Annotated in this window: 19 protein-coding genes and 1 pseudogene; 7 read left to right on the top strand and 13 right to left on the bottom strand. The window is 65.7% G+C overall.

Annotated elements, in window-relative coordinates; genetic code table 11:
* The first annotated feature begins 185 nt into the window (after positions 1-185).
* The 5 genes from VGG53_RS23265 to VGG53_RS23245 are packed head-to-tail and all read left to right on the top strand — an operon-like array spanning position 186 to position 4,353.
* Positions 186-917, top strand: a complete 732-nt coding sequence (locus VGG53_RS23265; RefSeq protein WP_331520482.1) for a lytic transglycosylase domain-containing protein — start codon at positions 186-188, stop codon at positions 915-917.
* 53 nt (positions 918-970) lie between these two features.
* Positions 971-2,263, top strand: coding sequence for a phosphopyruvate hydratase (gene eno, locus VGG53_RS23260; RefSeq protein WP_331520481.1), 1,293 nt, complete (start codon positions 971-973; stop codon positions 2,261-2,263).
* An 11-nt stretch (positions 2,264-2,274) separates the two neighbouring features.
* A complete protein-coding gene (locus tag VGG53_RS23255) occupies positions 2,275-2,931 on the top strand; it encodes a septum formation initiator family protein (RefSeq protein ID WP_331520480.1) in 657 nt (218 codons plus the stop codon).
* Positions 2,924-3,415, top strand: coding sequence for a DUF501 domain-containing protein (locus tag VGG53_RS23250; RefSeq protein WP_331520479.1), 492 nt, complete (start codon positions 2,924-2,926; stop codon positions 3,413-3,415). The genes VGG53_RS23255 and VGG53_RS23250 overlap by 8 nt, the downstream gene beginning before the upstream one ends.
* Positions 3,412-4,353 (top strand): exopolyphosphatase, encoded by a 942-nt coding sequence (locus VGG53_RS23245; protein ID WP_414689039.1) that lies wholly within the window; start codon positions 3,412-3,414, stop codon positions 4,351-4,353. The genes VGG53_RS23250 and VGG53_RS23245 overlap by 4 nt, the downstream gene beginning before the upstream one ends.
* 4 nt (positions 4,354-4,357) lie before the next feature.
* On the opposite strand, the gene VGG53_RS23240 is transcribed toward VGG53_RS23245, so the two are convergent.
* The 12 genes from VGG53_RS23240 to VGG53_RS23185 all read right to left on the bottom strand — a co-directional run bounded on the left by VGG53_RS23240 (position 4,358) and on the right by VGG53_RS23185 (position 20,789).
* Positions 4,358-5,773, bottom strand: a complete 1,416-nt coding sequence (locus tag VGG53_RS23240; RefSeq protein ID WP_331520478.1) for a PPE family protein — start codon at positions 5,771-5,773, stop codon at positions 4,358-4,360.
* A gap of 56 nt (positions 5,774-5,829) precedes the next feature.
* Positions 5,830-7,242, bottom strand: coding sequence for a PPE family protein, SVP subgroup (locus tag VGG53_RS23235; RefSeq protein WP_331520477.1), 1,413 nt, complete (start codon positions 7,240-7,242; stop codon positions 5,830-5,832).
* A 15-nt stretch (positions 7,243-7,257) separates the two neighbouring features.
* On the bottom strand, positions 7,258-7,497 hold the full coding sequence (locus VGG53_RS23230) for a hypothetical protein (RefSeq protein ID WP_331520476.1): 240 nt from the start codon (positions 7,495-7,497) through the stop codon (positions 7,258-7,260).
* A 372-nt stretch (positions 7,498-7,869) separates the two neighbouring features.
* On the bottom strand, positions 7,870-9,663 hold the full coding sequence (locus VGG53_RS23225; protein WP_331520475.1) for a potassium channel family protein: 1,794 nt from the start codon (positions 9,661-9,663) through the stop codon (positions 7,870-7,872).
* Positions 9,664-9,925: 262 nt separating this feature from the next.
* Complete coding sequence (locus VGG53_RS23220) at positions 9,926-10,606, bottom strand: response regulator (protein ID WP_331520474.1); 681 nt, start codon at positions 10,604-10,606, stop codon at positions 9,926-9,928.
* A complete protein-coding gene (locus VGG53_RS23215; protein WP_331520528.1) occupies positions 10,599-13,127 on the bottom strand; it encodes a sensor histidine kinase KdpD in 2,529 nt (842 codons plus the stop codon). Before VGG53_RS23215 ends, VGG53_RS23220 begins: the two co-directional genes overlap by 8 nt.
* Before the next feature lie 89 nt (positions 13,128-13,216).
* Positions 13,217-14,152, bottom strand: coding sequence for a potassium-transporting ATPase subunit C (locus VGG53_RS23210; RefSeq protein WP_331520473.1), 936 nt, complete (start codon positions 14,150-14,152; stop codon positions 13,217-13,219).
* Position 14,153: 1 nt separating this feature from the next.
* Complete coding sequence (gene kdpB / locus VGG53_RS23205) at positions 14,154-16,331, bottom strand: potassium-transporting ATPase subunit KdpB (protein WP_331520472.1); 2,178 nt, start codon at positions 16,329-16,331, stop codon at positions 14,154-14,156.
* A gap of 1 nt (position 16,332) precedes the next feature.
* Positions 16,333-17,994, bottom strand: a complete 1,662-nt coding sequence (gene kdpA, locus VGG53_RS23200) for a potassium-transporting ATPase subunit KdpA (RefSeq protein ID WP_331520471.1) — start codon at positions 17,992-17,994, stop codon at positions 16,333-16,335.
* Positions 17,995-18,084 (bottom strand): potassium-transporting ATPase subunit F, encoded by a 90-nt coding sequence (locus VGG53_RS23195; RefSeq protein ID WP_331520470.1) that lies wholly within the window; start codon positions 18,082-18,084, stop codon positions 17,995-17,997.
* 428 nt (positions 18,085-18,512) lie between these two features.
* Positions 18,513-19,997: a HAMP domain-containing sensor histidine kinase gene (locus VGG53_RS23190; RefSeq protein ID WP_331520469.1), complete on the bottom strand. Its 1,485-nt coding sequence runs from the start codon at positions 19,995-19,997 to the stop codon at positions 18,513-18,515.
* A gap of 18 nt (positions 19,998-20,015) precedes the next feature.
* Positions 20,016-20,789 (bottom strand): response regulator transcription factor, encoded by a 774-nt coding sequence (locus VGG53_RS23185; protein ID WP_331520468.1) that lies wholly within the window; start codon positions 20,787-20,789, stop codon positions 20,016-20,018.
* A 324-nt stretch (positions 20,790-21,113) separates the two neighbouring features.
* Between VGG53_RS23185 and VGG53_RS23180 the strand changes: the two genes are divergently transcribed.
* Entirely contained in the window at positions 21,114-21,422 is a 309-nt protein-coding gene (locus VGG53_RS23180) for a PE family protein (protein ID WP_331520467.1), read from the top strand.
* 31 nt (positions 21,423-21,453) lie between these two features.
* Complete coding sequence (locus VGG53_RS23175; protein ID WP_331520466.1) at positions 21,454-22,809, top strand: PPE family protein; 1,356 nt, start codon at positions 21,454-21,456, stop codon at positions 22,807-22,809.
* A gap of 71 nt (positions 22,810-22,880) precedes the next feature.
* On the opposite strand, the pseudogene VGG53_RS23170 reads toward VGG53_RS23175, so the two are convergent.
* Positions 22,881-22,992: pseudogene (locus VGG53_RS23170) on the bottom strand (type VII secretion protein EsxI); the annotation flags it as partial.

The raw sequence follows: 22,992 nt of genomic DNA, 5'->3' as shown, positions 1-22,992 counted from the left end.
CCAGCAGTGGGCGCGGTGATGTTCGACACGCCCGATGAGGCGATTGCCATCCGGCGAAATGCAGCCAGGACGCGGATCATCACGCCTGGACAACCTAGGTGCGCCAGCGATTGGTGTTCGCGGCGGGCTGACCTACTCGATTCCCATGCGACCATGGTCGGGGAAATCGTGTTGAGGGGTGTGTTGTGTCGCCGGTCCGTTGGCTGCGCGCGTTCGCCGTCATAGGTGCAACGGCGCTGCTGTTGGCATCGAGCTGCTCCTGGCAGCTCGGCCCCTACATTCCCAAAGGCGTCCCGCCCCCACCGGGCGCCACGGTGCCGCCGGTCGACACCCACGCCAAGGGCCGGCCCGCCGGCCAACTGCATGGCTGGGCCGCCGAGCGTGCCCCGGCGCTGCGGATACCGGTGACCGCTCTGGAGGCCTACGGCTACGCGGCGCGGGTCGCCGAGGTGGAGAACCCGAACTGTCACATCGCCTGGACAACGCTGGCCGGCATCGGGCAGGTGGAAAGCCATCACGGCACGTATCACCACGCGACGCTGTTTGCCAACGGTGACGTGCGCCCGCCGATCAGGGGAGTGGTGCTCGACGGAACCAACGGCACCATGCGCATCATCGACAGTGAGGCCGGCGGGATGGACGGTGAGCCCGACACCGTCCGGGCGATGGGACCGATGCAGTTCATTCCCGAGACGTGGCGGGAATATGGCGTGGACGCCAACAACGACGGCGTCATCAGCGTCGACAACATCGACGATGCCGCGTTATCTGCTGCGGGCTATTTGTGTTGGCGCGGGAAGGATCTCGCCACTCCGCGAGGGTGGATCACGGCGCTATGGGCCTACAACGACTCCGACGTCTACGCCCGCGCCGTTCGTGATTCGGCTACCGCCTATGCGGCGGGTCACCCGCTGTAGACCAAGGCTCTAGGCTACTGGGTGCTGTAACCCTCACGACGCAAGGAGAACCAGTGCCGATTATCGAGCAGGTCGGGGCCCGCGAGATCCTCGATTCCCGCGGTAACCCGACAGTCGAGGTCGAGGTGGCTCTGATCGACGGGACGTTCGCGCGAGCCGCGGTACCCTCCGGCGCGTCGACCGGCGAGCACGAGGCCGTCGAGCTGCGGGACGGCGGCGAACGCTATGGCGGCAAGGGTGTCAAAAAAGCCGTGCAGGCCGTGCTCGACGAAATCGCTCCGGCGGTGATCGGGCTCAACGCCGACGATCAGCGGCTGGTCGATCAGGCGCTGCTCGACCTCGACGGCACCCCGGACAAGTCCCGGTTGGGAGCCAACGCCATCCTGGGCGTCTCCCTGGCGGTCAGCAAGGCCGCCGCCGATAGCGCCGCTCTGCCCCTGTTTCGGTACCTGGGCGGACCGAACGCGCACATCCTGCCGGTACCGATGATGAACATCCTCAACGGTGGCGCGCACGCCGACACCGCCGTCGACATTCAGGAGTTCATGGTGGCCCCGATCGGGGCGCCGAGTTTCTACGAGGCGCTGCGCTGGGGCACGGAGGTCTACCACGCCCTCAAGGCGGCACTGAAGAAGCAAGGGCTGTCCACTGCGCTGGGTGACGAAGGTGGATTCGCCCCTGACGTCCCGGGCACCAAGGCCGCCCTGGACGTGATCAGCCAGGCCATCGAGTCGGCGGGTTTCCGGCTCGGCGCCGACGTGGCTTTGGCGCTCGACGCGGCGGCAACCGAGTTCTACACCGACGGCACCGGCTACGCGTTCGAGAAGAGCACGCGCAACGCCGAGCAGATGACGCAGTTCTATGCTGAGCTGCTGGACTCCTATCCACTGGTGTCCATTGAAGACCCACTGGCCGAAGATGATTGGGACGGCTGGGTGGCTTTGACGACGGCGATTGGTGACCGCGTGCAGATCGTCGGTGACGATCTGTTCGTCACCAATCCTGAACGGCTGGAAGATGGCATCGACAAAGGGGCGGCAAATGCCTTGCTGGTCAAGGTCAACCAGATCGGGACGCTTACCGAGACCCTCGATGCGGTGGCGCTGGCACACCACAGCGGCTACCGGACGATGATGAGCCATCGCAGCGGCGAAACAGAAGACACTACGATCGCTGACCTGGCGGTGGCGGTGGGAAGCGGGCAGATCAAGACCGGCGCCCCGGCCCGCAGCGAGCGGGTGGCGAAATACAACCAGCTGCTTCGGATCGAAGAAGCCCTCGGTGACGCCGCCCGGTACGCCGGCGATCTGGCCTTCCCCCGATACGTGCCGCCGGAAACCAGATAGCCGTCGCGCCGATGCCCGAATCGAAACGGCCAGAACCGAAGCGGCGCTCACCGGCCTCGCGTCCGGGCAAGGCCGGCGATTCGGTGCCGGGCCGGCCGCGCAAATCGCCGGCCCCCCGCCGCGGGGCGACGGCCGCTCGCGCGCTGCCCGAGGTCGTCGAACCGATCAAACAGGCGATCGCCGAATCTGCCGAGCAGCGTTCGGATCAGCGACTCGGTCTGACCGCGCGACGGGCGGCGATCCTCGCGGCCGTGGTCTGTGTACTGACGCTGACCATCGCCGGCCCGGTCCGCACCTACTTCGCGCAGCGCACCGAGATGAAACAGCTCGCCGCCTCCGAAGCCGCACTGCGCCACCAGATCTCCGACCTCGAGCAGCAGAAGGGCAAGCTGGCCGATCCCGCCTACGTCGCGGCGCAAGCGCGCGAGCGTCTCGGGTTTGTCATGCCGGGCGAGATCCCGTATCAGGTCCAACTTCCGCCGAATGCTGCGCTGCCCGCCGACCCGGGCTCGGCGCCGACGCCCCGAGCCACCAACGACCCCTGGTACACCTCGCTGTGGCACACCATCGCCGACAGCCCGCACGGCCCGCCGGCGGTGCAACCGCCGCCGCCGGCACCCGTGCCGCCCGGTCCCGTAGCACCCAGTCCCGTGCCGCCCGGTGGTTGATCCCACCGACCTCGCTGTGGTCGCCCGCCAGCTCGGCCGCGAACCGCGTGGCGTGCTCGACATCGCCTACCGGTGTCCCGACGGCGAGCCGGGCGTGGTCAAGACAACGCCGAAACTTCCTGACGGAACGCCCTTTCCGACGTTGTACTACTTGACGCATCCGGCCCTGACTGCTGCGGCGAGCAGGCTGGAGACAACGGGGATGATGCGCGAGATGACACGGCGGCTACAGGCCGACCCCGAACTGGCCGCCGCGTATCGCCGGGCCCACGAGTCGTACCTGGCCGAACGGGACGCCATCGAGCCACTGGGAACGACGTTCTCGGCCGGCGGGATGCCGGATCGGGTCAAGTGCCTGCACGTGGTGATCGCGCATTCGCTGGCCAAGGGCCGGGGCGTCAATCCGTTCGGCGACGAAGCGCTGGCGGTTCTTGCGGTCGAGCCGTCGATGGCCGGCATCCTGACACCGGGGGACTGGATATGACGCGCGTCGCCGCAATCGACTGCGGCACCAATTCGATTCGGTTGCTGATCGTCGACGCGGTCGACGGCCGGTTGCGCGACGTGTATCGCGAGATGCGGATTGTGCGGCTCGGCCAGGGTGTGGACGCGACCGGTCACTTCGCGGCGGATGCGTTGCAGCGCACCCGTTCTGCGCTCGCCGACTACGCTGCGCTGTGCACGGCCCACGGCGTCGAGCGGATACGGATGGTCGCGACGTCGGCGACTCGTGACGCCGGCAATCGTGACGTCTTCTTCGCGATGACGGCCGATGTGCTCGGCGACGTGGTGGATGGCGCGGTCGCCGAGGTGATCACCGGCGCCGAGGAGGCCGAGCTGTCCTTCCGCGGTGCGGTCAACGAATTAGATGCTGCTGCAGGCCCGTTCGTGATCGTCGACCTGGGCGGCGGCTCGACGGAGGTCGTGCTGGGCACTGACACGGTGGTGGCGAGCTTTTCTGCCGACATCGGCTGCGTGCGGCTGACCGAGCGGTGCTTGCACTCCGATCCACCGACAGCCGCCGAGATCGCGGCCGCGCGCGAGGTGGTTCGCGAACGGCTCGGCGAGGCGCTGCGCGTCGTCCCGGTGGAGCAGGCCCGCACCTGGGTGGGGGTGGCCGGAACGATGACGACGGTGGCAGCGCTCGCGCAGGACATGACCGCCTATGAGTCTGCGGCCATTCATCTTTCGCGAGTCGGTATGGACCGACTGCTGATGGTCTGTGGTCGGCTGATCGGTATGTCGCGAGGGCAGCGGGCTGCCCTGGGGCCGATGCACGAGGGACGGGCAGACGTGATCGGTGGCGGTGCGATCGTGATCGAGGAACTGGCCTTCGCGCTGCGCGAGCGCGCCGGTATCGCGGAGTTGACGGTCAGCGAACACGACATCTTGGACGGCATCGCGCTTTCGATCGCCGACTGAACGGCTAGGCCAACGGCCGGTGCCCGGACGAGATTTCGAGCAGGTGCTTCTTCTGCTCGGTGTATTCCCGTTCGGTCAGCCGTCCCTCGGCGCGCTGTCTGGCGATGTCGCGGATTGCTGCGGCGACGCCGGTGACGACGGTCCGCGGTGCGGGTGACGCTTGGGCTTCGTCATCGGCCGGTGCATCCGCGGCGCGCCCGGTCAGCCGGGCCGGCGTGCCCTTTTCGGCGACTGCGTCGCCGGCTGGCGGACCGGCCATCGCCTGCCCCGCCATTCCGCCAATCCCCATCTGATTGAACGTGTTTGCCGCGCCTGCTTCCGCGGCTGGGGCGGTAGCGGCGTTCGCAGTGGTGAGCGGTGTCGTGAAGGCGGTCGGTTTCACCTCCGGCGCGGCCACAGTCCAGTTCCGCGGCACCGACAACGCCCCGATCGTATTCGCTTCACCCGCACTGGCTGATGCCGTCGACGCCGCGCCGGGGCCGGTCAGGGTGGCGGGGAATCCTCTGACAGGCGCCGGAGCGTGGTCCCCTTCTACCAAGGTCTGTTGCCCGTTCCAGCCGCTGACGATCCGGTCGGTGTGCAGACCCGTGGCGGTAGAGGATACGAGGGGCAGAAGGTCTACCGGTCCCGCCGCGACGCCGATCGGCAAGACCGCGACGAACAGGGCCAGGTCGCTGGGCACTGAAACGAAAATCGAGATCAGATCGCTCAACGTGCTCAGCGGGTCGGTGGCAGCGGATCCGGTTGCTACCGAGTCGGAAGTCGCCAGGCTTTGCAGTGCATTGGGCACTGCGGAAAATGCCTGCTGTGCAGTCGAAATAGCGCTTTGCACGTCGCCGGCCGACGTGCCGGTCGCCTGACTGACCGCCGCGGCCTGAGTGGCTGACGAACTGGCATCGGTGTTTTGCTGGGCTTGGCCGAATGGCGTCAACGTCGTGGCAGCTGCTGACGAAGCGGCGTAGCCGTACATCGCGACGGCGTCCTGTGCCCACATTTCGGCGTATTGCACCTCGGTGGCCGCGATCGCCGGCGTGTTCTGGCCGAAGAAGTTGGTCGCCACCAGCGCTGCCAGCAGAGTGCGGTTGGCCGCGATCACCGGGGGCGGCACCGTCATGGCGAACGCCGTGTCGTGGGCGGCGGCAGCGGCACGGGCTTGGGCGGCGGTTTCTTCGGCGTGGCCGCCGGTGGCGCTCAGCCACTCAACGTATGCGGCAGCGGCGGCGCTCATCGACTCCGACGACGGACCAGACCACGTCCCGGACGTCAGCTCCGACACCACCGACTGGTACCCGCTGGCCGCGGTGTACAGCTCGTCGGCGAGTGCCGCCCAAGCTTGCGCAGCGGCCAGCATCGGCCCCGATCCCGGACCGGAATACATCCGGCCGGAGTTTATCTCCGGCGGATAGAACCCGAAATCCATTGCTGCGCATTCCTTTTCCAGACAATCGACATATCCGCCAGCTGGCGGTGGGGGTTTCAGCGACCAAGCAGGCGGTTCTTCTGCTCGGTGTATTCCGCGTCGGTGAGAATTCCTTCGTCTCGAAGCTTGGCGAACTCGCGCAGCTCGGCTGCCACGCCGGTGACCACCGTCCGGGGCTTGACCTGCGACTCGGCATCGTCGTGGCCAGTTGACTTGCGGTTGACCGAGTTTGGCGCCTCATTGGCGCGAGCCGCCACGCCTCTACCCGGGGTCTTGGCGGTCCGGCTGACGCCGGTGCCGACCGTCCCGGCCATGGCCCGACCAGCCATCCCCGCCAGTGCCATTTCGCTGAGCGCGCTGCCTGAAGCGCCCGTAGATTCACCGGCAAGGGCGCTGGCCGCAGCTTCCGGCAGCGCCGGCAACGATACGGCGGTGGGACGTACGGCTGGCGTGGCGATAGTCCAGGTCGGCGGCACCGACAACGCCCCGACTGTGTTCGCCTCCGCCAGACCGGCTGTGACGCTGGGCGGCGGCACTGTACCTACGGGCAGGTTGAGCAGCGGGGCGGGGAACGGTTCCACCGGCGCCGGCCCGTCGTCCGGCCATGCTTGGACGCCCGCCCAGCCGCTGACAATGTCGTCGGTGTGGGTACCGGTCAAGGCGCTGACGACGTCGAGGGGAAGGGCGACGACTCCGAGGCTGCCCAACGGTATGTCGGCGGCAAACGTTGCCAAGCCCGCCGGCAGGTCCACGAAAATGGCGATCAGGTCGCTGATGGTGCCCAGTGGATCGGCGGCCGCAGCGGGTGCCGCGGCGGCACTCTGCAGCGCATTGGGTACCGCGGAGAACGCCTGCTGGACTGACGACACGGCGCTCTGGGCGTTGCCGGCCGCGGTGCCGGTGGCCTGGGTCGTCGCGGCCGCCTGGGTGGCCGAGCCGGCCGGGCTGGTGTTCTGCTGGGGCGGGTTGAACGGCGTCAGTTGGGTCGCAGACGCCGATGACGCCGCGTAGCCGTACATGGCCGCCACGTCCTGCGCCCACATCTCGCCGTACTGTGCTTCGTTCGCGGCGATCGCCTGGGTATTTCTCCCAAACAAATTTGTGGCGATCAGCGTCATCTGCTGACTGCGGTTGGCGGCGACCATCGGCGGCGGCACCGTCGACCCAAACGCCGTCTGGTAGGCCGCGGCTGCCGATTTGGCCTGGGCGCCGGTCTCCTCGGCCTGTGCGGCGGTGGCTTGCAGCCACGCCACGTATGACGCGGCGGCAGCACTCATAGACGTCGACGCGGGGCCCTGCCAGGGGCCGGCGGTCAATCCCGATACCACCGACTGATACGAGTTGGCCACCGAATGGAGTTCGGCGGCCAACGTATCCCAGGCCTCGGCGGCGGCCAGCATCGGTCCCGATCCGGCACCGGCGTACATGCGAGCGGAGTTGATCTCCGGCGGATAATTTCCAAAATCCACGGCTAGCCAACCCCTCTAATTCACCGCGGTCGAGCCAGCCAAGCACCCGGCCGTGGCAACGCCATTGACCGTTGGGTGAATGGTGGCACGTGCCATGATGTTTGTCGCCTCCGGGTCCGGCGCGTCGTCAGTCGACATCGGAGTCGCCAGGTAGCTCAGGGTGGCCGCGTCCGCGCCGATCACCGCGCTGCGAACCTCCGGCGAAATCACCGGCGGGCGCTCGCGAGATTGGCGCTCATCGATCCCCCAAAGCATGCTTTCCCTTTCCGGTAATGGTCGAGCAGGCCGCCTTAATTACGGCGTTAGGTCGTGTAAATACTGCACCCACCCGCGGGGTATCTCAACCGGCGGATAAAGTCATTATCAGTTCGTACCTGGAGCTATACAATTGATTACGCGCACTCAATGACACATTGTGGCAGCAATCACCTATATCTCTCAGGTTAATCCTTCGTATTTCTCAGGTTCACCGATTCTAGACTCGCGCTTTCCCCCCGGCCGAACACTTGGAGGGATTCTAAGCGGTAGCGAGAGCCTTCTCTCTCCGGCAGCGGCCCCTGCAGCGAGTTGCCAGCTTCCCGCAAGCATGTTGTACGGAAGCGGAGAAATCTCGACCCAGGTGGTGTGTCAGCCGGTTCGTGCCTGGCGGCTCGCGTCGACGTCTTGCTGTTGTGGGGAGGACTGGTCGGCGTCGACGGGACGTTCCTTGTCGGCGGCGGCGTGCCGGGGCGGCAGTCCCTTACGCAGGGTGGCGACCAATTCCCGGTACGGGCCGACGAGGTACACGGTGTCGCCGCCCCGAAGCCGCCCTTCGTGGTGAGGGCGCAGATCGATCGGGGCGTCCTCCCGGCTGATCGCGATCACGCGTGTTCTGGTCGACAATTTCCCCATCTGCAGCCCGTCGAGCTCACTGCCCTCGGCCACCAGCATCGCGCCGACCATGAACGAACTCTGGCCGATGGAGAAGGTGCCCAGCACCTCCACACCCATCGCGGCGCCGATGAACCACGGCGCGGCCAGTGCGACGGAGGAGCGGACGTTCTCGAAACCGAACCGCTGCGCGACCGCCAGGCCCAGCGCCCGGTCGTATACCCGGAGCACAACCGAAACCTCGGCGCGCCGGTTGATTTTGGGCAACACCCGCGGCCCCAGCATCTCGGCCAGCACGATCCCGGTCTCGATGTTGATCATGTCGTCGCGGGTCAGCACCGCCACCGCACGGGCCCGGTCGACGCGCGCCGCCTCAAGCGTCTGAACCAGCGTTGCGTCGCCGAAGATCACCGGGACGTCGAGTTCACGTGCCGCGGCCAGGAACCGATTGTCTTCGTTGATCTCGATGACTGCGACGTCGTAGCCGGCCGTGATCAATTCGGCGACCACCCGCATGCCCAGGGCGCTCAGACCGACGACGATGACGTGGTTGCGCAGGTGCCGCACCCGCGGCCGTGCGGAGGCGAACACGAACCGGCGCGACAGCAGCACGTCGGCAATGAACGCGACCAGCAACGCGATGGTGGTCGCTCCGCCGAACATCAACATGGCGGCGAAAATTCGGAGCCATGTTTCCTGGTGGGCGAAGCTGAAGTCTCCGTAGCCCGTCGTGGTGATCGTCTCGATGGTGAAGTACAACGCGTCGATCCAGGACATCCGCGGATGCCGATAGTTGAAGCGCAACAAAAACATTGAACCGACGACGAGGGTGAGGGCCGCCGCCAGGGCAGGATAGAACGCCGGGTTGAAGTCGTTGATGACGGTGCGTACCGCGTCGAGCACTCGTCGTAACCGGGGTCGTTGTGGCCGGGTTCCGGCCGGTCGCCGAACCTTGATACCGCGCTCGGCCGACTCGTCGGCGGTGCCGATCATCACCGCTCGATCACCGGCGAGCACTCGATGATTGCGGGTCGGGCAGACCTCGATCTCGCCGGGACTTGATGAGTTCTCACCGTGGATGACCGCCACCGGTGCCAGGTCGCCGTAGATCTCACGCAGCGTCGCCGCGCGCGGTGCTTCGCTGCCCGAGACGAGGAACTGGATCCCGGCCGCCTCGAACGGGTGCGTCCGGTGCGCCAGGCACGCTTCGACGACCGATGGTGCGGTCAGCTCGGCGACGTCGAGGATCGCGCCGGGCCCGTTGTCGTCGGCCACCGCCGCGCGCAATACGTCGTTTGCCAGCCGGGCGACCACCCGGACGGAAGGATTGGCTCTCCTTGCCAGCAAAGCGATTTCGAGGTTTGCCGCATCATCGTCGCCGGCGCATACAACCGCGAGCGCGTCGGCGACCGCAGCGGTGTCCAGTTGCTGAGCGACCCCGGTGAACTCGCCGTTGGCCAGCCGGACAACGTTCGCGCCAGCGCTTTCCAGCTCCTCGATGATCGTCGTGGCCAGCGCATCGTCACCGCTGACAATGATGTGGTGCTGCATTCTCTTATCCGCCACTCGGGTATATCTGATCGCGATCGTGTCGGAGACTTCGTGCGGGTGGGCGCACCCGCTTTGCTGACGCCGTTCTTGATGCAGGTTACACCACGGCTTTGTGTAATTCGGCGGCTACGCTTAATTTTGCTGGTACGGAATGCGACTCGTTATGTCGCTGCTATCGTCGCTGCGCCGCGGCCTGCCGGACCGGAACGCGAATCCGTTCTCGTGCACAGTGTTTCCCGGGAGCAATCCGCCATGCGGGCAGTCACAGCTCGAAGCGGTAGCCCATGCCCGCCTCGGTCAGCAGGTGGGCGGGATGCGACGGGTCGTCCTCGAGCTTGCGCCGCAACTGCGCGAGAAAGACACGCAGATAATGGGTTTCCTTGGCGTACTTGGGTCCCCAGACCTCTCTGAGTAACTCTTCGCGGCCGACCAGCTTGCCGCGATTGCGCACCAGCATTTCCAGCATGCCCCATTCGGTCGGGGTCAGGTGGACCTCCGCGCCGTTCTTGATCACCTTCTTCGCTGCGAGGTCGACAAGAAACGACTTGGTTTTCACCACGGGATTGTCGGCTCCGGTGGCCACTGCGGCCCGTCGCACCGCGGCACGCAACCGAGCCAGCAGTTCATCCATGCCAAACGGTTTCGTCATGTAATCGTCGGCGCCCGCGTCCAGCGCGCCCACTTTGTCGGACGAATCGGTGCGTGCCGACAGCACGATCACCGGAACCGTCAGCCAGCCGCGCAGGCCCGCGAGCACCTCGATGCCGGACATATCGGGCATCCCCAGATCCAGGATCACCACCTGGGGTGGGTGGTCGGCGGCGACGGCGAGCGCACGAGACCCGGTCGGGGCGGTGATCACCTCGTAGCCGCGCACCGACAGGTTGATGCGCAATGCGCGCAGCAGCTGGGGGTCGTCGTCGACCACCAGCACCCTAGTCATCTGCGCCACTCTTCTTCATTGGCGCCGCCAGGTCGACCAGGATGGTCAGCCCACCGCCAGGGGTGTCGCTTGCGGTGATGGTGCCGTCCATCGCCTCGACGAATCCCTTGGCGACCGACAGCCCCAGACCCAGACCGGTGGTCGTGTCGAAGTCGCCGAGCCGCTGAAACGGTTGGAACATTTGTTCCGCGGCACCTTTGGACACTCCCGGTCCCTCGTCGACGACGTTGATCAATACCCGCGTGCCGACCTGTCCCGCATTGATCCGGACCATGCTTCTCGGCGCGTAGCGCAGCGCATTGTCGATGACGTTGGACAACACCCGCTCCAGCAGACCCGCGTCCCCCATGGCGATGGTTCCGCCGACCTCCACCTTGACCCGGTCGATGCTGGCCCGTCCGTAAATTGTGCTGCGACCCCCGATCCCGACGAGCGCGCGCTGCACGACCTCTTCGAGATAAACCTCGGTCAGCTCTGGCCGCACCACGCCAGCGGCCAGCCGTGACGAGTCCAGCAGGTTGGCCACCAGCAGGGTCAGCTGATCGACCGACTCTTCAACGGTGGCAAGCAATTCGCTGGTGTCTTCCGGTGAGAACCAGACGTCCTCGGCCCGCAGGCTGGATGCCGCCGCCTTGGCGGCGGTCAGCGGCGTCCGCAGGTCGTGGCCGAGGGCGGAGAGCAACAGCCGGCGCAGCTCGTCTGCTTCCGCGAGCGACTTGACTTTGCCGGCCTCCTCGGCGAGCTCGCCCTGCTTGACCAGACCTGCGGCCTGTGTCGCGACGACTGACAGCACCCGGCGGTCGCGGCCGGTCAAGGCGCGCCCGGACATCAGCATCCAGAATTCCTCGTCGCCGACCTTCACTGCGGTATCGGCGGAATCCACCGTCACGCACGGGTTCGAGCCCACCCCCGCGACCGCCACCGGCCGGCCGTCGACCTCCCGCACCAGGCACACCGCGCGCTGGGAGTAGGCCTCGCGCACCCGTTCCAGCAGCGTGTTGAGATCGGCGCCGCGCAGAACCGACGCGGCGAACAGCGAGAGTAGCTCGGCCTCCTGGCTCGCCCGCCTGGCCTCGCGGGCCCGGCTGGCTGCGGCATCCACCAAAACGGCGATCGCCATCGCGACCCCGAGCAGAAGCACGATGGTGAAGGCGTTGCCCAGGTCGGCGACGACAAAAGAGTTGCGTGGCTCGGTATGGAAATACACCAACAGCGCACCCGACAACAGCCCCGACAGCACGGCAGGCGCCACCCCGCCGAACAGCGCGACGCCGATCACCCCGGCGAAGAAGATGGCGGTTTTGCCGCCGACGTCGAGCGTCGGGTCCAGCCAGCGCAGCGTGATCGCCAAGATCGCCCAGGGCAGCGTGACGGCGGTCAGCCAGGACACGATCTGGCGGACGCGCGGCGAGAGGGCCGAGAACGGGATGCCGCGATTGGCCTGCTCGTGGCTGACCATGTGGACGTCGATCTTGCCCGAGTTCTTGATGGTTACCGCGCCGATACCCTCGCTGAAGATGCTCGCCCACCGCGACCGCCGGGAAGTGCCGAGCACCAGCTGGGTCGCGTTGGTCTCGCGTGCGAAGTCGAGCAGCGCGCTCGACACGTCGTCGCCGACCACCACGTGCACGGTGGCGCCGATGCTGCCGGCGAGCTCGCGGACCTTGCCCATGTCCCGCGGCGAAATCCGCGAGAGCCCGTCGCCCCGGATCACATGCACCACCATGAGTTGGGCGCTGGACTTGGATGCGATGCGAGACGCACGGCGTACCAACGTTTCTGATTCCGTGCCGCCGGTCACCGCGACGACCACTCGTTCGCGGGCTTCCCAGGTTTCGGTGATCTTCTTGTCTGCGCGGTATTTCGTCAGCGCGGAATCGACCTGATCGGCAAGCCACAGCAGCGCGATTTCGCGCAGCGCGGTCAGATTACCGGCACGGAAGTAATTGGTCAGCGCTGCATCGATCCGCTCCGACGGGTACACGTTGCCGTGAGCAAGCCTGCGCCGCAACGCTTCTGGTGTGATATCGACCAGTTCCATCTGGGCGGCTTTCCGGACGATCTCATCGGGCACGGTTTCGCGCTGTTCAATGCCGGTGATCTGAGCGACGACGTCGTTGAGACTCTCCAAGTGCTGGATGTTCAGCGTCGATATCACGGTGATTCCGGCGTCGAGCAGTGTTTCGATGTCCTGCCACCGCTTGTCGTGGGTACTGCCCGGGATATTGCTGTGCGCATATTCGTCGACCAGCGCCACTTCCGGCTTGCGTCGCAGCACCGCCTCGATGTCGAGTTCCGGGAACGTGCTTCCGCGATAGGAGATGTAGTGCGGCGGAATGACTTCGATGCCTTTGATGAGTTCGCCGACCTTCTTGCGGCCGTGCGTCTCCACCACCGCCGCGACGACATCGGTGCCGCGCTCCAGCCTGCGGTGTGCCTCGCCGAGCATGGCGCATGTTTTGCCGACACCCGGCGCCGCGCCGAGGTAGATGCGCAACTCGCCGCGGCGCTGCGGATACACCCGGTGAGCAAGCGGGTCGTCGTTCGACGCTGGTGGCGCCCCCGCCGGCTCGTTGCTGGAGGTCACCTGCTCATCATCCTCCGGCAGGGTCAAGACTTCACCGGGGACTCGCGATCCAGCTCGAGATTGACGGCCAGCACGTTGACCACCTGCTCGCCGACGAAGCCGAACAGCCGGCCGTGCTGGTTGTGTCGCACCGCGTCGCGCACCTGTCCGAGGCTGATCCCTCGCGCCCGGGCCACCCGGGCCACCTGAATCTCGGCGTAGCGGGGGGAGATGTCGGGATCCAGGCCACTGGCGCTGGCCGTGACCGCATCGGATGGCACCTCGGGTTGATCCGGCGCCGAGCCGCGAATCGGAACGAGCTGACCGAGTGAGTAGTCCTGGCCGTACTGCGCGCACTGCACTCGGGCACCTTCGTAGAACTGCTGGAATACCGCTTTCGGCGCGCTTCCCGGTTTCGAGCAGGGTTCGTTGATGCTCACGACCTGAGTCGGATGCGCGACACGGCCGGACCGATCGCGTGGTCCGATCGCCGAGAGCACGGCCCCGACGCCGCTGCCGGTACAGAACGGGCGCGAGCCGTCGACCTTCTCGGAACGGCCGATCGCGATGCTGCGCGAGCACACCTGGGTCAGCAGGCTCGGTTTGAATCCTGCGGTGGAGGGATCGGTACCCGGCGTCAGCTTGGCCGGGTCGGCGGCCGTGTCGACCATGCTCTCCGGGCCCAGGTTGCTGCCGCCCGATGCGGTCGGGTCATATCCCGCTCCGGCCGCCGAGGGCCGGCTCTGGAGATATTGCGGCAGCGGGTTGCCGTCCTTGTCGACGAACAGCTGCCCAATCAGCTTGCTGCCGACTGGTTTTCCCGAAACTTTGAGTATCGACCCCTCCGCCTTGGCGTGCAGACCGGGAAGCTGCGCGATCCCCCACACGGCCAGCGGGTAGAGGAAGCCGGTGATCACCGTCAGTGCCAACAGCGCTCGCAGCGCCGCCCAGTGTTGGCGGACCATGTTCGAGAGATTCATGTCAGCCCATCCCGGGGATGAATTGCACGGCCAGGTCGATCAATTTGATACCGATGAACGGGGCGACGACGCCGCCCAGGCCGTAGATGTAAAGGTTGCGGCTCAACAGTTTCGACGCGCTGCTCGGCGTGTACTGGACCCCGCGCAGCGCCAATGGAATCAGCGCGACGATGACCAGCGCGTTGAAGATGACCGCCGACAGAATCGCCGATTGCGGGCTGTGCAGGCGCATCACGTTGATCAGATCCAGTCCGGGGAACAGCGCCACGAACATGGCCGGGATGATCGCGAAGTACTTGGCGATGTCGTTGGCGATCGAGAAGGTGCTCAGCGCGCCGCGGGTGATCAGCAGCTGCTTGCCGATTTCGACGATTTCGATGAGCTTGGTGGGATCGGAGTCCAGATCGACCATGTTGCCGGCCTCTTTGGCCGCGCTCGTCCCGCTGTTCATCGCCACCCCGACGTCGGCCTGAGCCAACGCCGGCGCGTCGTTGGTGCCGTCGCCGGTCATCGCGACCAGTCGGCCGCCCTGCTGCTCACGCTTGATCAGCGCCAGCTTGTCTTCGGGGGTGGCCTCGGCGAGGAAGTCGTCGACGCCCGCTTCGTCGGCAATTGCCTTGGCGGTCAACGGGTTATCGCCGGTGATCATCACCGTCCGGATGCCCATCTTGCGCATCTCGTCGAACCGCGTGCGCATGCCGTGCTTGACGATGTCTTTGAGGTGGATGACACCGAGCACGCTGGCTTTCTTGGCGGCAACGCCGTCGTTGCCGCTGCTGACCACGCCGACCACCAGCGGGGTTCCGCCCGCGGCCGAAATGCCGTCGACGACTTCGCCGAGCTCGTCGGGAATGCTGCCGCCCTGATCGCGAATCCAGTTGGCAACGGAGTTCGCAGCACCCTTGCGGAGCTGCCGTCCGGCGAGGTCGACGCCGGACATCCTGGTCGTCGCGGTGAACTCGATCCAATGCGCTTTGCTGAGTTCACCGGGGGAGCGCTCGCGCAGCCCGTACGCCTGCTTGGCGTAGACGACGATCGAGCGGCCCTCCGGGGTTTCGTCGGCCAGACTGGACAGCTGAGCGGCGTCCGCGAGGTCCTCGGGGGTAACCCCGTCGACGGGGATGAATTCCGATGCCTCCCGGTTGCCCAGGGTGATCGTGCCGGTCTTGTCCAGCAGCAGTGTGTCGACGTCGCCGGCCGCCTCGACCGCGCGGCCCGACATGGCCAGCACGTTGCGTTGGATCAGCCGGTCCATGCCGGCGATGCCGATCGCCGACAGCAACGCACCGATCGTCGTCGGAATCAGGCACACCAGCAAGGCCACCAGGACAACGCCGTCGACGCCGTTACCGGTCAGGGCCGCGGTGTCGGGCACGCCCGGATTGTTGACCTTGGAGTAGATCGCCAGCGGCTGCAGGGTGACGACCGCGAACACGAAGATGATCGTCAGCGCCGCCAACAGAATGTTCAGCGCGATCTCGTTCGGCGTCTTCTGCCGGTTGGCGCCCTCGACCAACGCGATCATCCGGTCGATGAAGCTCTTGCCGGGTTCCTGGGTGATCTTGACCACGATTCGGTCGGACAGCACGGTGGTGCCGCCGGTGACCGCGGAGCGGTCGCCACCGGATTCTCGGATCACCGGTGCTGATTCACCGGTGATGGCCGATTCATTCACCGAGGCAATGCCTTCCACGATCTCGCCGTCACCCGGGATCGTTTCGCCGGTCTCGACGACGACGATGTCGCCTTTCTGAAGTTCCGGCGCGCGTACGTCTTCCTCGCTGCCGTGTTTGCCCGGTGCCCAGCCACGGAGTCGGCGTGCGATGGTGTCCGCCTTCGATTTACGCAAAGTGTCGGCCTGGGCCTTGCCTCGCCCTTCGGCGACGGCCTCTGCGAGGTTGCCGAAAAGCACTGTCAGCCAAAGCCAGAAGACGACAAGCCAGCCGAACCAGGACGGGTCGCGGATCGTCAGCACGCTCGACCAGACCGCACCGATCTCGACGATGAACATCACCGGATTGCGCCACAACGTGCGCGGGTCGTACTTGCGTAACGCATCGGGAAGTGATCGGAACAGCAATGCGGGGTCGATGAGCCCACCCTGGACCGGCGCATGCCCGCCGTGATGGGGGCGCGGCGACCGGGTGGAGTGGGCGTGGGTGGCCGTTGACGTTGTCATATCAGTGGATTCCTTCAGCCAGGGGCCCGAGCGCCAGAGCCGGCAGGAAGGTCAGGGCACACAGGACCACCGTCACCGCTGCGACAAGACCGACGAATTGCGGCCGGTAGGTGGGAAGCGTGCCGGGCGACTCGGGAGTACGACCCTGGCGGGCCAGTGAGCCGGCCAGCGCCAGCACCAAAATGATCGGCAGGAATCTGGCGATCACCATCGCGAGGCCCAATGCCGTGTTGTACCACGTGGTGTTGACCGACAATCCGGCGAAAGCCGAGCCGTTATTGTTGGCCGCGGAAGTGAACGCGTACAGCACTTCCGAAAGGCCGTGCGGTCCAGTGTTGTTCATGCCGGCCCGCGGGCCGGGCAATGCCATCGCGGTTCCGGTACCGACCAGCACCAGCAGTTCGGTTACCGGGAAATAGCTTGCCGCCAGCTTCATTTCGCGAGGCCGGATCTTTTTACCGAGGTATTCCGGGGTGCGGCCCACCATCAGGCCGGCGACGAACACCGTGAGGATCGCCATGATCAGCATGCCGTACAGGCCTGACCCGACTCCGCCGGGCGCCACCTCGCCGATCTGCATGTTGAACAACTGGATCAGGCCGCCCAGGCTGGTGTAGGAGTCGTGTGCCGAATCGACGGCGCCGGTGGACGTGAGCGTGGTTGCGTCGCCGAAAACGGCGGAATTGGCAACGCCGAACCGTTGCTCCACTCCCTCCATGGCTGCCCCTACCGAGGTTGGGACCGTTCCGTGGTGGCTCAGCTCGAACAGCTCGGTCAAGGTGAGGCTGACTGTTGCCAGCACCCCCATGACCGCGACGATGGCGTAACCCTGCTTGGTGTTCTCCACCATGCGGCCGAAGGTGCGCGGTAGCGAGAAGCTGATCGCCAACATCAGGAAGATCTCCACCCAGTTGCTCAGCCTGGTCGGATTCTCGAACGGGTGCGCGGAGTTGGCGTTGTAGAAACCGCCGCCGTTGGTGCCGAGTTCCTTGATGACTTCCTGGCTGGCGACCGGGCCACCGGTGATCGTCTGCTGCGCCCCGCTCAGCGTGGTGACCACCTGGTCGTGCAGATGGAAGTTCTCGATCGCGCCGCTCGCGATGAGCACGATCGCGCCGATGATCGAGATCGGCAGCAGGACGCGCAGGATGCCGCGGACCAAGTCGACCCAGAAGTTGCCGAGTTCGAGTGTCCTGCTGCGGGCGAAGCCCCGGACCAGGGTGACGGCTACCGCCATACCCACCGCGGCGGAGACGAAGTTCTGTACGGCCAGCCCGGCCATCTGCACCAGGTGGCCCTGCGTCGATTCGCCCGCGTAGGCCTGCCAGTTGGTGTTCGTCACGAAGCTGATCGCGGTGTTCCACGCCAGCGACGGCGTCATCGGGGTCGCCGGATGGTGCAGATGTAGTGGCAGCTTGTCCTGTAACAACTCGAAGAAGAACAAAAACAGCACGCTGACCGCGGAGAACGCCAGGAGGCTACGGGCGTAGGCGTACCAGGGTTGTTCGGCTTTGGGGTCGGCGCCGATGATGCGGTAGACGAGCTTCTCGACTCGCCAGTCCCGCGGCGAGGTGTAGACGCGGTACATGTAATCGCCCAGCGGTACATGTACCGCCACCAGCGCCAGCACCAGCAATGCGATCCCCGCGGTGGATATGCTCACCTAGAACCTCTCCGGAAAGAACAACGCCGCAATGAGGTAGACGGTCATCACCGCGGCCAGCCCGAGTCCGACCAGGTTGTCGTAGCTCATTGGCGCCACTCCTCCTCATCGCTGCGCTCTGCATCGTCGTCGGCGTAGCTCATTGGCGCCACTCCTCCTCATCGCTGCGCTCTGCATCGTCGTCGGCGCGGCTCATAGTTTTTCGACCAGCTTTTGCGCGTAGCCGAGGACGGCGAACACTGCCAGCGTCAGCAACACGTAGGCAAGCACGGACATAACTCCTCCGTTCGTGACACACCGGTCAGGTCGATCGGCGATCGAGTCTTGGTCCGGCATGCAATTTAGCCCTCGATGACGAGGTCTGGAAAGAAGCTAAGCGCCGTAGCTGTGTAACGCGTCGTCACTAACGTTTTCTTTACAGCCTATCGGCCGAATCAGGTTTGCGGGATGCGTAATTACCTATGGTCGACTAGCCTCGACGAACCGACGCAGATTTGCTGCGCGCACTGTGATGCGGGCTACTGAACGAGTGGCAGACGCACCCGGAAAGTGGTTTGGCCGCCGGCGGACTCGGCGCCGACCGAGCCGCGGTGAGCTTTGACGATCGAGTCGACGATGGCAAGGCCGAGCCCATTTCCGGAACCGTCGTGCGGCGCTTCCTTGGCGCGCACGAATCGGTCGAAGAGATGAGGTAGCAGGTCCGAATTGATGTCGGGTCCGTCGTCGCTCACCGTCAGCTCGGCGTAGGGCGAGTCTTCCGGCTGACGGCAGCAGGAGATTGCCGTCGTCACCGTGACCCCGGGCGGGGTGTGCACCCAGCCGTTGGTCAGCAGATTGCTGACCAGTTGGTGCAGACGGTCGGGATCGCCGCGCACCCAGACCGGCTCGTTGGGCAGATCCTTGACCCACTGGTGATCGGGCGCGGCGACCGCTGCATCGTTGACCGCGTTGAGGACGACGTCGCCCAAGTCGACATCCTCGGTGCGCAGATCTTCGCCCTCGCCCAACCGCGACAGCAGCAAGAGCTCGTCGACGAGCGACGTCATCCGTCGGGCTTCCGACTCGATACGGGCCAGAGCGTATTCCGTGGTCGGCGGTAACGCGGCGCTGTCCTGGCGGGTGAGCTCGGAGTAGCCCTGGATCGCCGCCAGCGGGGTACGCAGTTCGTGGCTGGCGTCGGTGATGAATTGCCGCATGCGCCGGTCGGATTCGGCCCGATGCGCCAGTGCGCTATCGACGTTGTCCAGCAACTGGTTCAAGGTGTGTCCGACGATCCCGACCTCGTTGACTGGATCGGTGTCGTCCGGCTGCACCCTGGTGGTGATGCGATGATCGTCGCCGGTGAGCTGCGTGCCTGCGACCTCCGCAGCGGTCACGGCGACCCGGCGCAGCGGGCGGAGCGCATATCCCACCACCAACGCGGTGAGCCCCGCCGTCACCAGCAGGGCCGCTATGGAAAGTACTGTCGCACTGACGATGCGGCGAGTAATGGTCTTGTTGACCAAGTCCAGCGAAACCCCGACCACGAGTACGTCATCGGCACCGAATTTTTGGCTACTCATCCGGTATGGGCCAAGCCGGCCGAGTTTCACAGTGTGTAGCTCGCCGTCGTGCCAGGGCTGTGTCTTGATGGCCGCGATGACGTCGGCTGTGGCCGGCCGCGGATCGTCCTCGAAAAACACTGCCGAGCCGATCACGTCGCCGTCGTGGATCACGGCGATGACATTTCCCGGGTTCTGCCCGGTGAACCCCAGCAGAGATTGACCTATGTCGCCACGATGGCCGGCGTCGCCGGCGCGATGCCTGGCAAACGAGTGATCAAGTGCGTCAAGTGATTCGGAAACTTCGGCATCATTCATTGCGTTGACGTAGTCCCGCAGACTCACCACGGAGATGACGCCCACCACCAAGACGACAATCGTTACCACCGCCGAGACGCCGAGGACCAGTTGATGGCGCAATGTCCGCGGGCGCCACCACGGAGTGCTTGGGGGCCCGGTCATTTCACTTTCATCTCGGCGTTACACCGGCGGGCGGAGCATGTACCCGACACCGCGCACGGTGTGGATCATCGGCTCGCGGCCGGCGTCGATCTTCTTCCGCAGATACGAGATGTACAGGTCGACAATGCTGGTACGTCCGGCAAAGTCGTAATTCCAGACCCGGTCCAAAATTTCGGTGCGGGTCAGCGCCCGGCGGGGGTTGCGCATCAAAAAGCGCAGCAGCTCGAACTCGGTTGAGGAAAGCGAAATCGGGGTGCCTGCACGGATTACCTCGTGGCTCGCACCGTCGAGCGTGAGGTCGCCGATCGTGAGGCTCTCCTCAGCCGACGGTGCAAGCTGACTGGAACGGCGAAGCAGTCCGCGTAATCGAGCGACCAACTCCTCGAGGCTGAACGGCTTGGTCATATAGTCATCGGCGCCTGCGGTCAACCCGGTCACCCGGTCCATCACCGAATCCCGCGCAGTCAGAAACAAAGTGGGCGTGTACGGCCCGGACGCACGGATCCGCTGCAGAATCTGCAGACCATCGATGTCGGGAAGCATGATGTCGAGGACGAGCACATCGGGCTCGACGTCGTCGAACTTGTTGACCGCTTCCCGGCCATCATGTGCGACCTCGACGGTCCAGCCTTCGTAGTGCAACGCCATTTTGACCAGGTTGGTCAATGCCGGCTCGTCGTCGACCAGCAATACCCGGATCGGGGATCCGTCGTCCCGACTGATCCGGGGTAACTGGCCGAGGATGGCCTGACGCGGCCGCTGGTCACGCGCGGATCCCGACATAACCGCCATGTTCGCCAATTGTTCCTGCCGCACACGTCATTGTCACGAAGCTCATACCTTTCTCACATGTGTCGGCTATCGGGCGAAAATTCGCCCGCCGCAGATATGTGTTCTCTATGGATCGCTTCTGTGTACTTGATATGAACTCTCACAGCACCGACTCTGGGAATCAGACCAGTTGAACTGGCGGCGGCAAAAGGAAGTGACGGCGTAACGCTAACCGCTTGTGTGCCAACGCTTTACATAACATTTTCGTAACGAGGATCAGCTGAAGAGCAGTCGCGACCTTTTGCTGTCGCAGGCAGTGTCGTTCAAGAACATCTGGAGAGACCAATGTCTTTGCCATCTTTCGTGACCACACATCCCGAGGTGCTGTCCGCGGCAGCCCACGATCTGGCCGGCATCGGTGCTGCGATGTCCGCGGCGAATTCCGCCGCGACGGGGCCGACCGCCGGTGTCATTCCGGCGGCGGCTGACCAGGTGTCGGCGCTGACGGCCGCGCAGTTCACCACGCACGCGGGCCACTATCAAGCAGTCGCCGCCGCGGCAGCCGCCATTCACGAGTTGTTGGTGAGCACCCTGCAGACCAACGCGACGTCCTATGCGGTCACCGAAGCGGCGAACGCGATCGCCGCCGGCTAGGGCACGTCTAACTAGAAAGAAGGCAACGGCAATGGATTTCGGGGCGCTTCCACCGGAAGTCAACTCGGCTCGCATGTATGCCGGTCCGGGCGCGGGGTCGATGCTGGCCGCCGCCGAGGCGTGGGGCGGGCTGGCAGCCGACCTGCAGACCATGGCAGCTGCGGCCGGATCGGTGATCTCCGGGCTCACCGACGAGTCGTGGCAGGGCCCGGCGTCGACGTCGATGGCCGCCGCGGTCGCACCGTATTTGACCTGGATTGGCGCAACCGCACCGCAACTCGAGCAGTCGGCGAGCCAGGCCAGGGCCGCAGCCGCCGCCTACGAGGCCGCCTTTGCGATGACGGTGCCGCCGCCCGTGATCGCCGCCAACCGGGCTCAGCTGATGGCATTGATAGCGACGAATTTCCTGGGCCTGAACACTGCGGCGATCATGGCCACCGAAGCCCACTACGGCGAAATGTGGGCTCAGGATGCCGCGGCCATGTACGGCTATGCCGCGAACTCGGCGGCCGCGTCGACGTTGGCACCGTTCACCTCGCCGAAGTCGACCAGCAATCCGGCCGGGGTGACCAGTCAGAACGCCGCGGTGGCGCACGCCGCGGGCACGGCCGCTAGCGGCCATGCCCAGACCGCGTCGTCGTCGATGTCGTCGGTGCCGCAGACGTTACAGGGACTCGCGCAGCCGACGCAGTCGGCGTCTGGGGCCTTGACGGGCAACAGTACGGCGCTGGCAACCTCGAGCGCTTCGGGAGCATCGGGACCGCTGGGTGCACTTTCGAGTCTGACAGCGGCAACGAGCAAAGGCGCCGGCAAAACAGCGAGCACGGGCGGATCTGCGAGTTCGGGGCTCGCTGCGCTCGCCGCGCAGGCGGGCGGCGAAACGGGACCGGGTGGATTGGCCGGTTATTTGGCGGACGCCGCCGGCCTGGGTGCGGATGGCCTCGGCCTGGAAACCGATGCCGGCGGCTTGGGTACCGACTTCTTTGGTGTAGGGCTGGATTTCCTCGGGGCCGATTCGCTGTTCGAGTCCGAAGGCCTGGGGTCCGTCGACGGCCTAGGTGGATTGGGTATATTGCCTGCCCTAGGTCCGGGGCATATGGGACCCCTTGGCTTTGGTGGGGGCAGCGCGGCGAGTATGGGTCAGGCGGCCTCGCTCAGCGGACTATCGGTGCCGCAGAGTTGGGCGGACGCCGGCCCGGCCGTCGGGTCGAGTCCCGCGGGCGCGATGCCGTTGCCCCACAGCGGCTTTGGCGCGACACCGGCTGCATCGACCACAGGAGTGGCTGCGCCCAAGGTGACGTTTCCGAGTCTGATCGAACGTGAGGCTGACGGGATGCAGCGAATCGGGTTGCGCAGCGCCATGCTTCCGCGGCCCTTGGTCGGATAATCCGGCAGGGCCCGTCCAAGGCTGTGGCCCGCACACCGGTGGGGTGTGCGGGCCACGGTCGTTGTAAAGGGTCAGGCCCAGCTGGAGCCGACGGCGGAGTCGGTGCTGTTCATGTTGTTGCCGGCGGTTTGCACCTTTTGGCCATGAGAGTTGGCTTGTTGGTAGATGACCTGGAAGTTACGG

It is taken from the genome of Mycobacterium sp. (assembly GCF_036490025.1).
Lineage (GTDB): Bacteria > Actinomycetota > Actinomycetes > Mycobacteriales > Mycobacteriaceae > Mycobacterium.
Note: the sequence above shows the minus strand (reverse complement) of the source record. Positions and strands in the feature narration are given on the sequence as shown.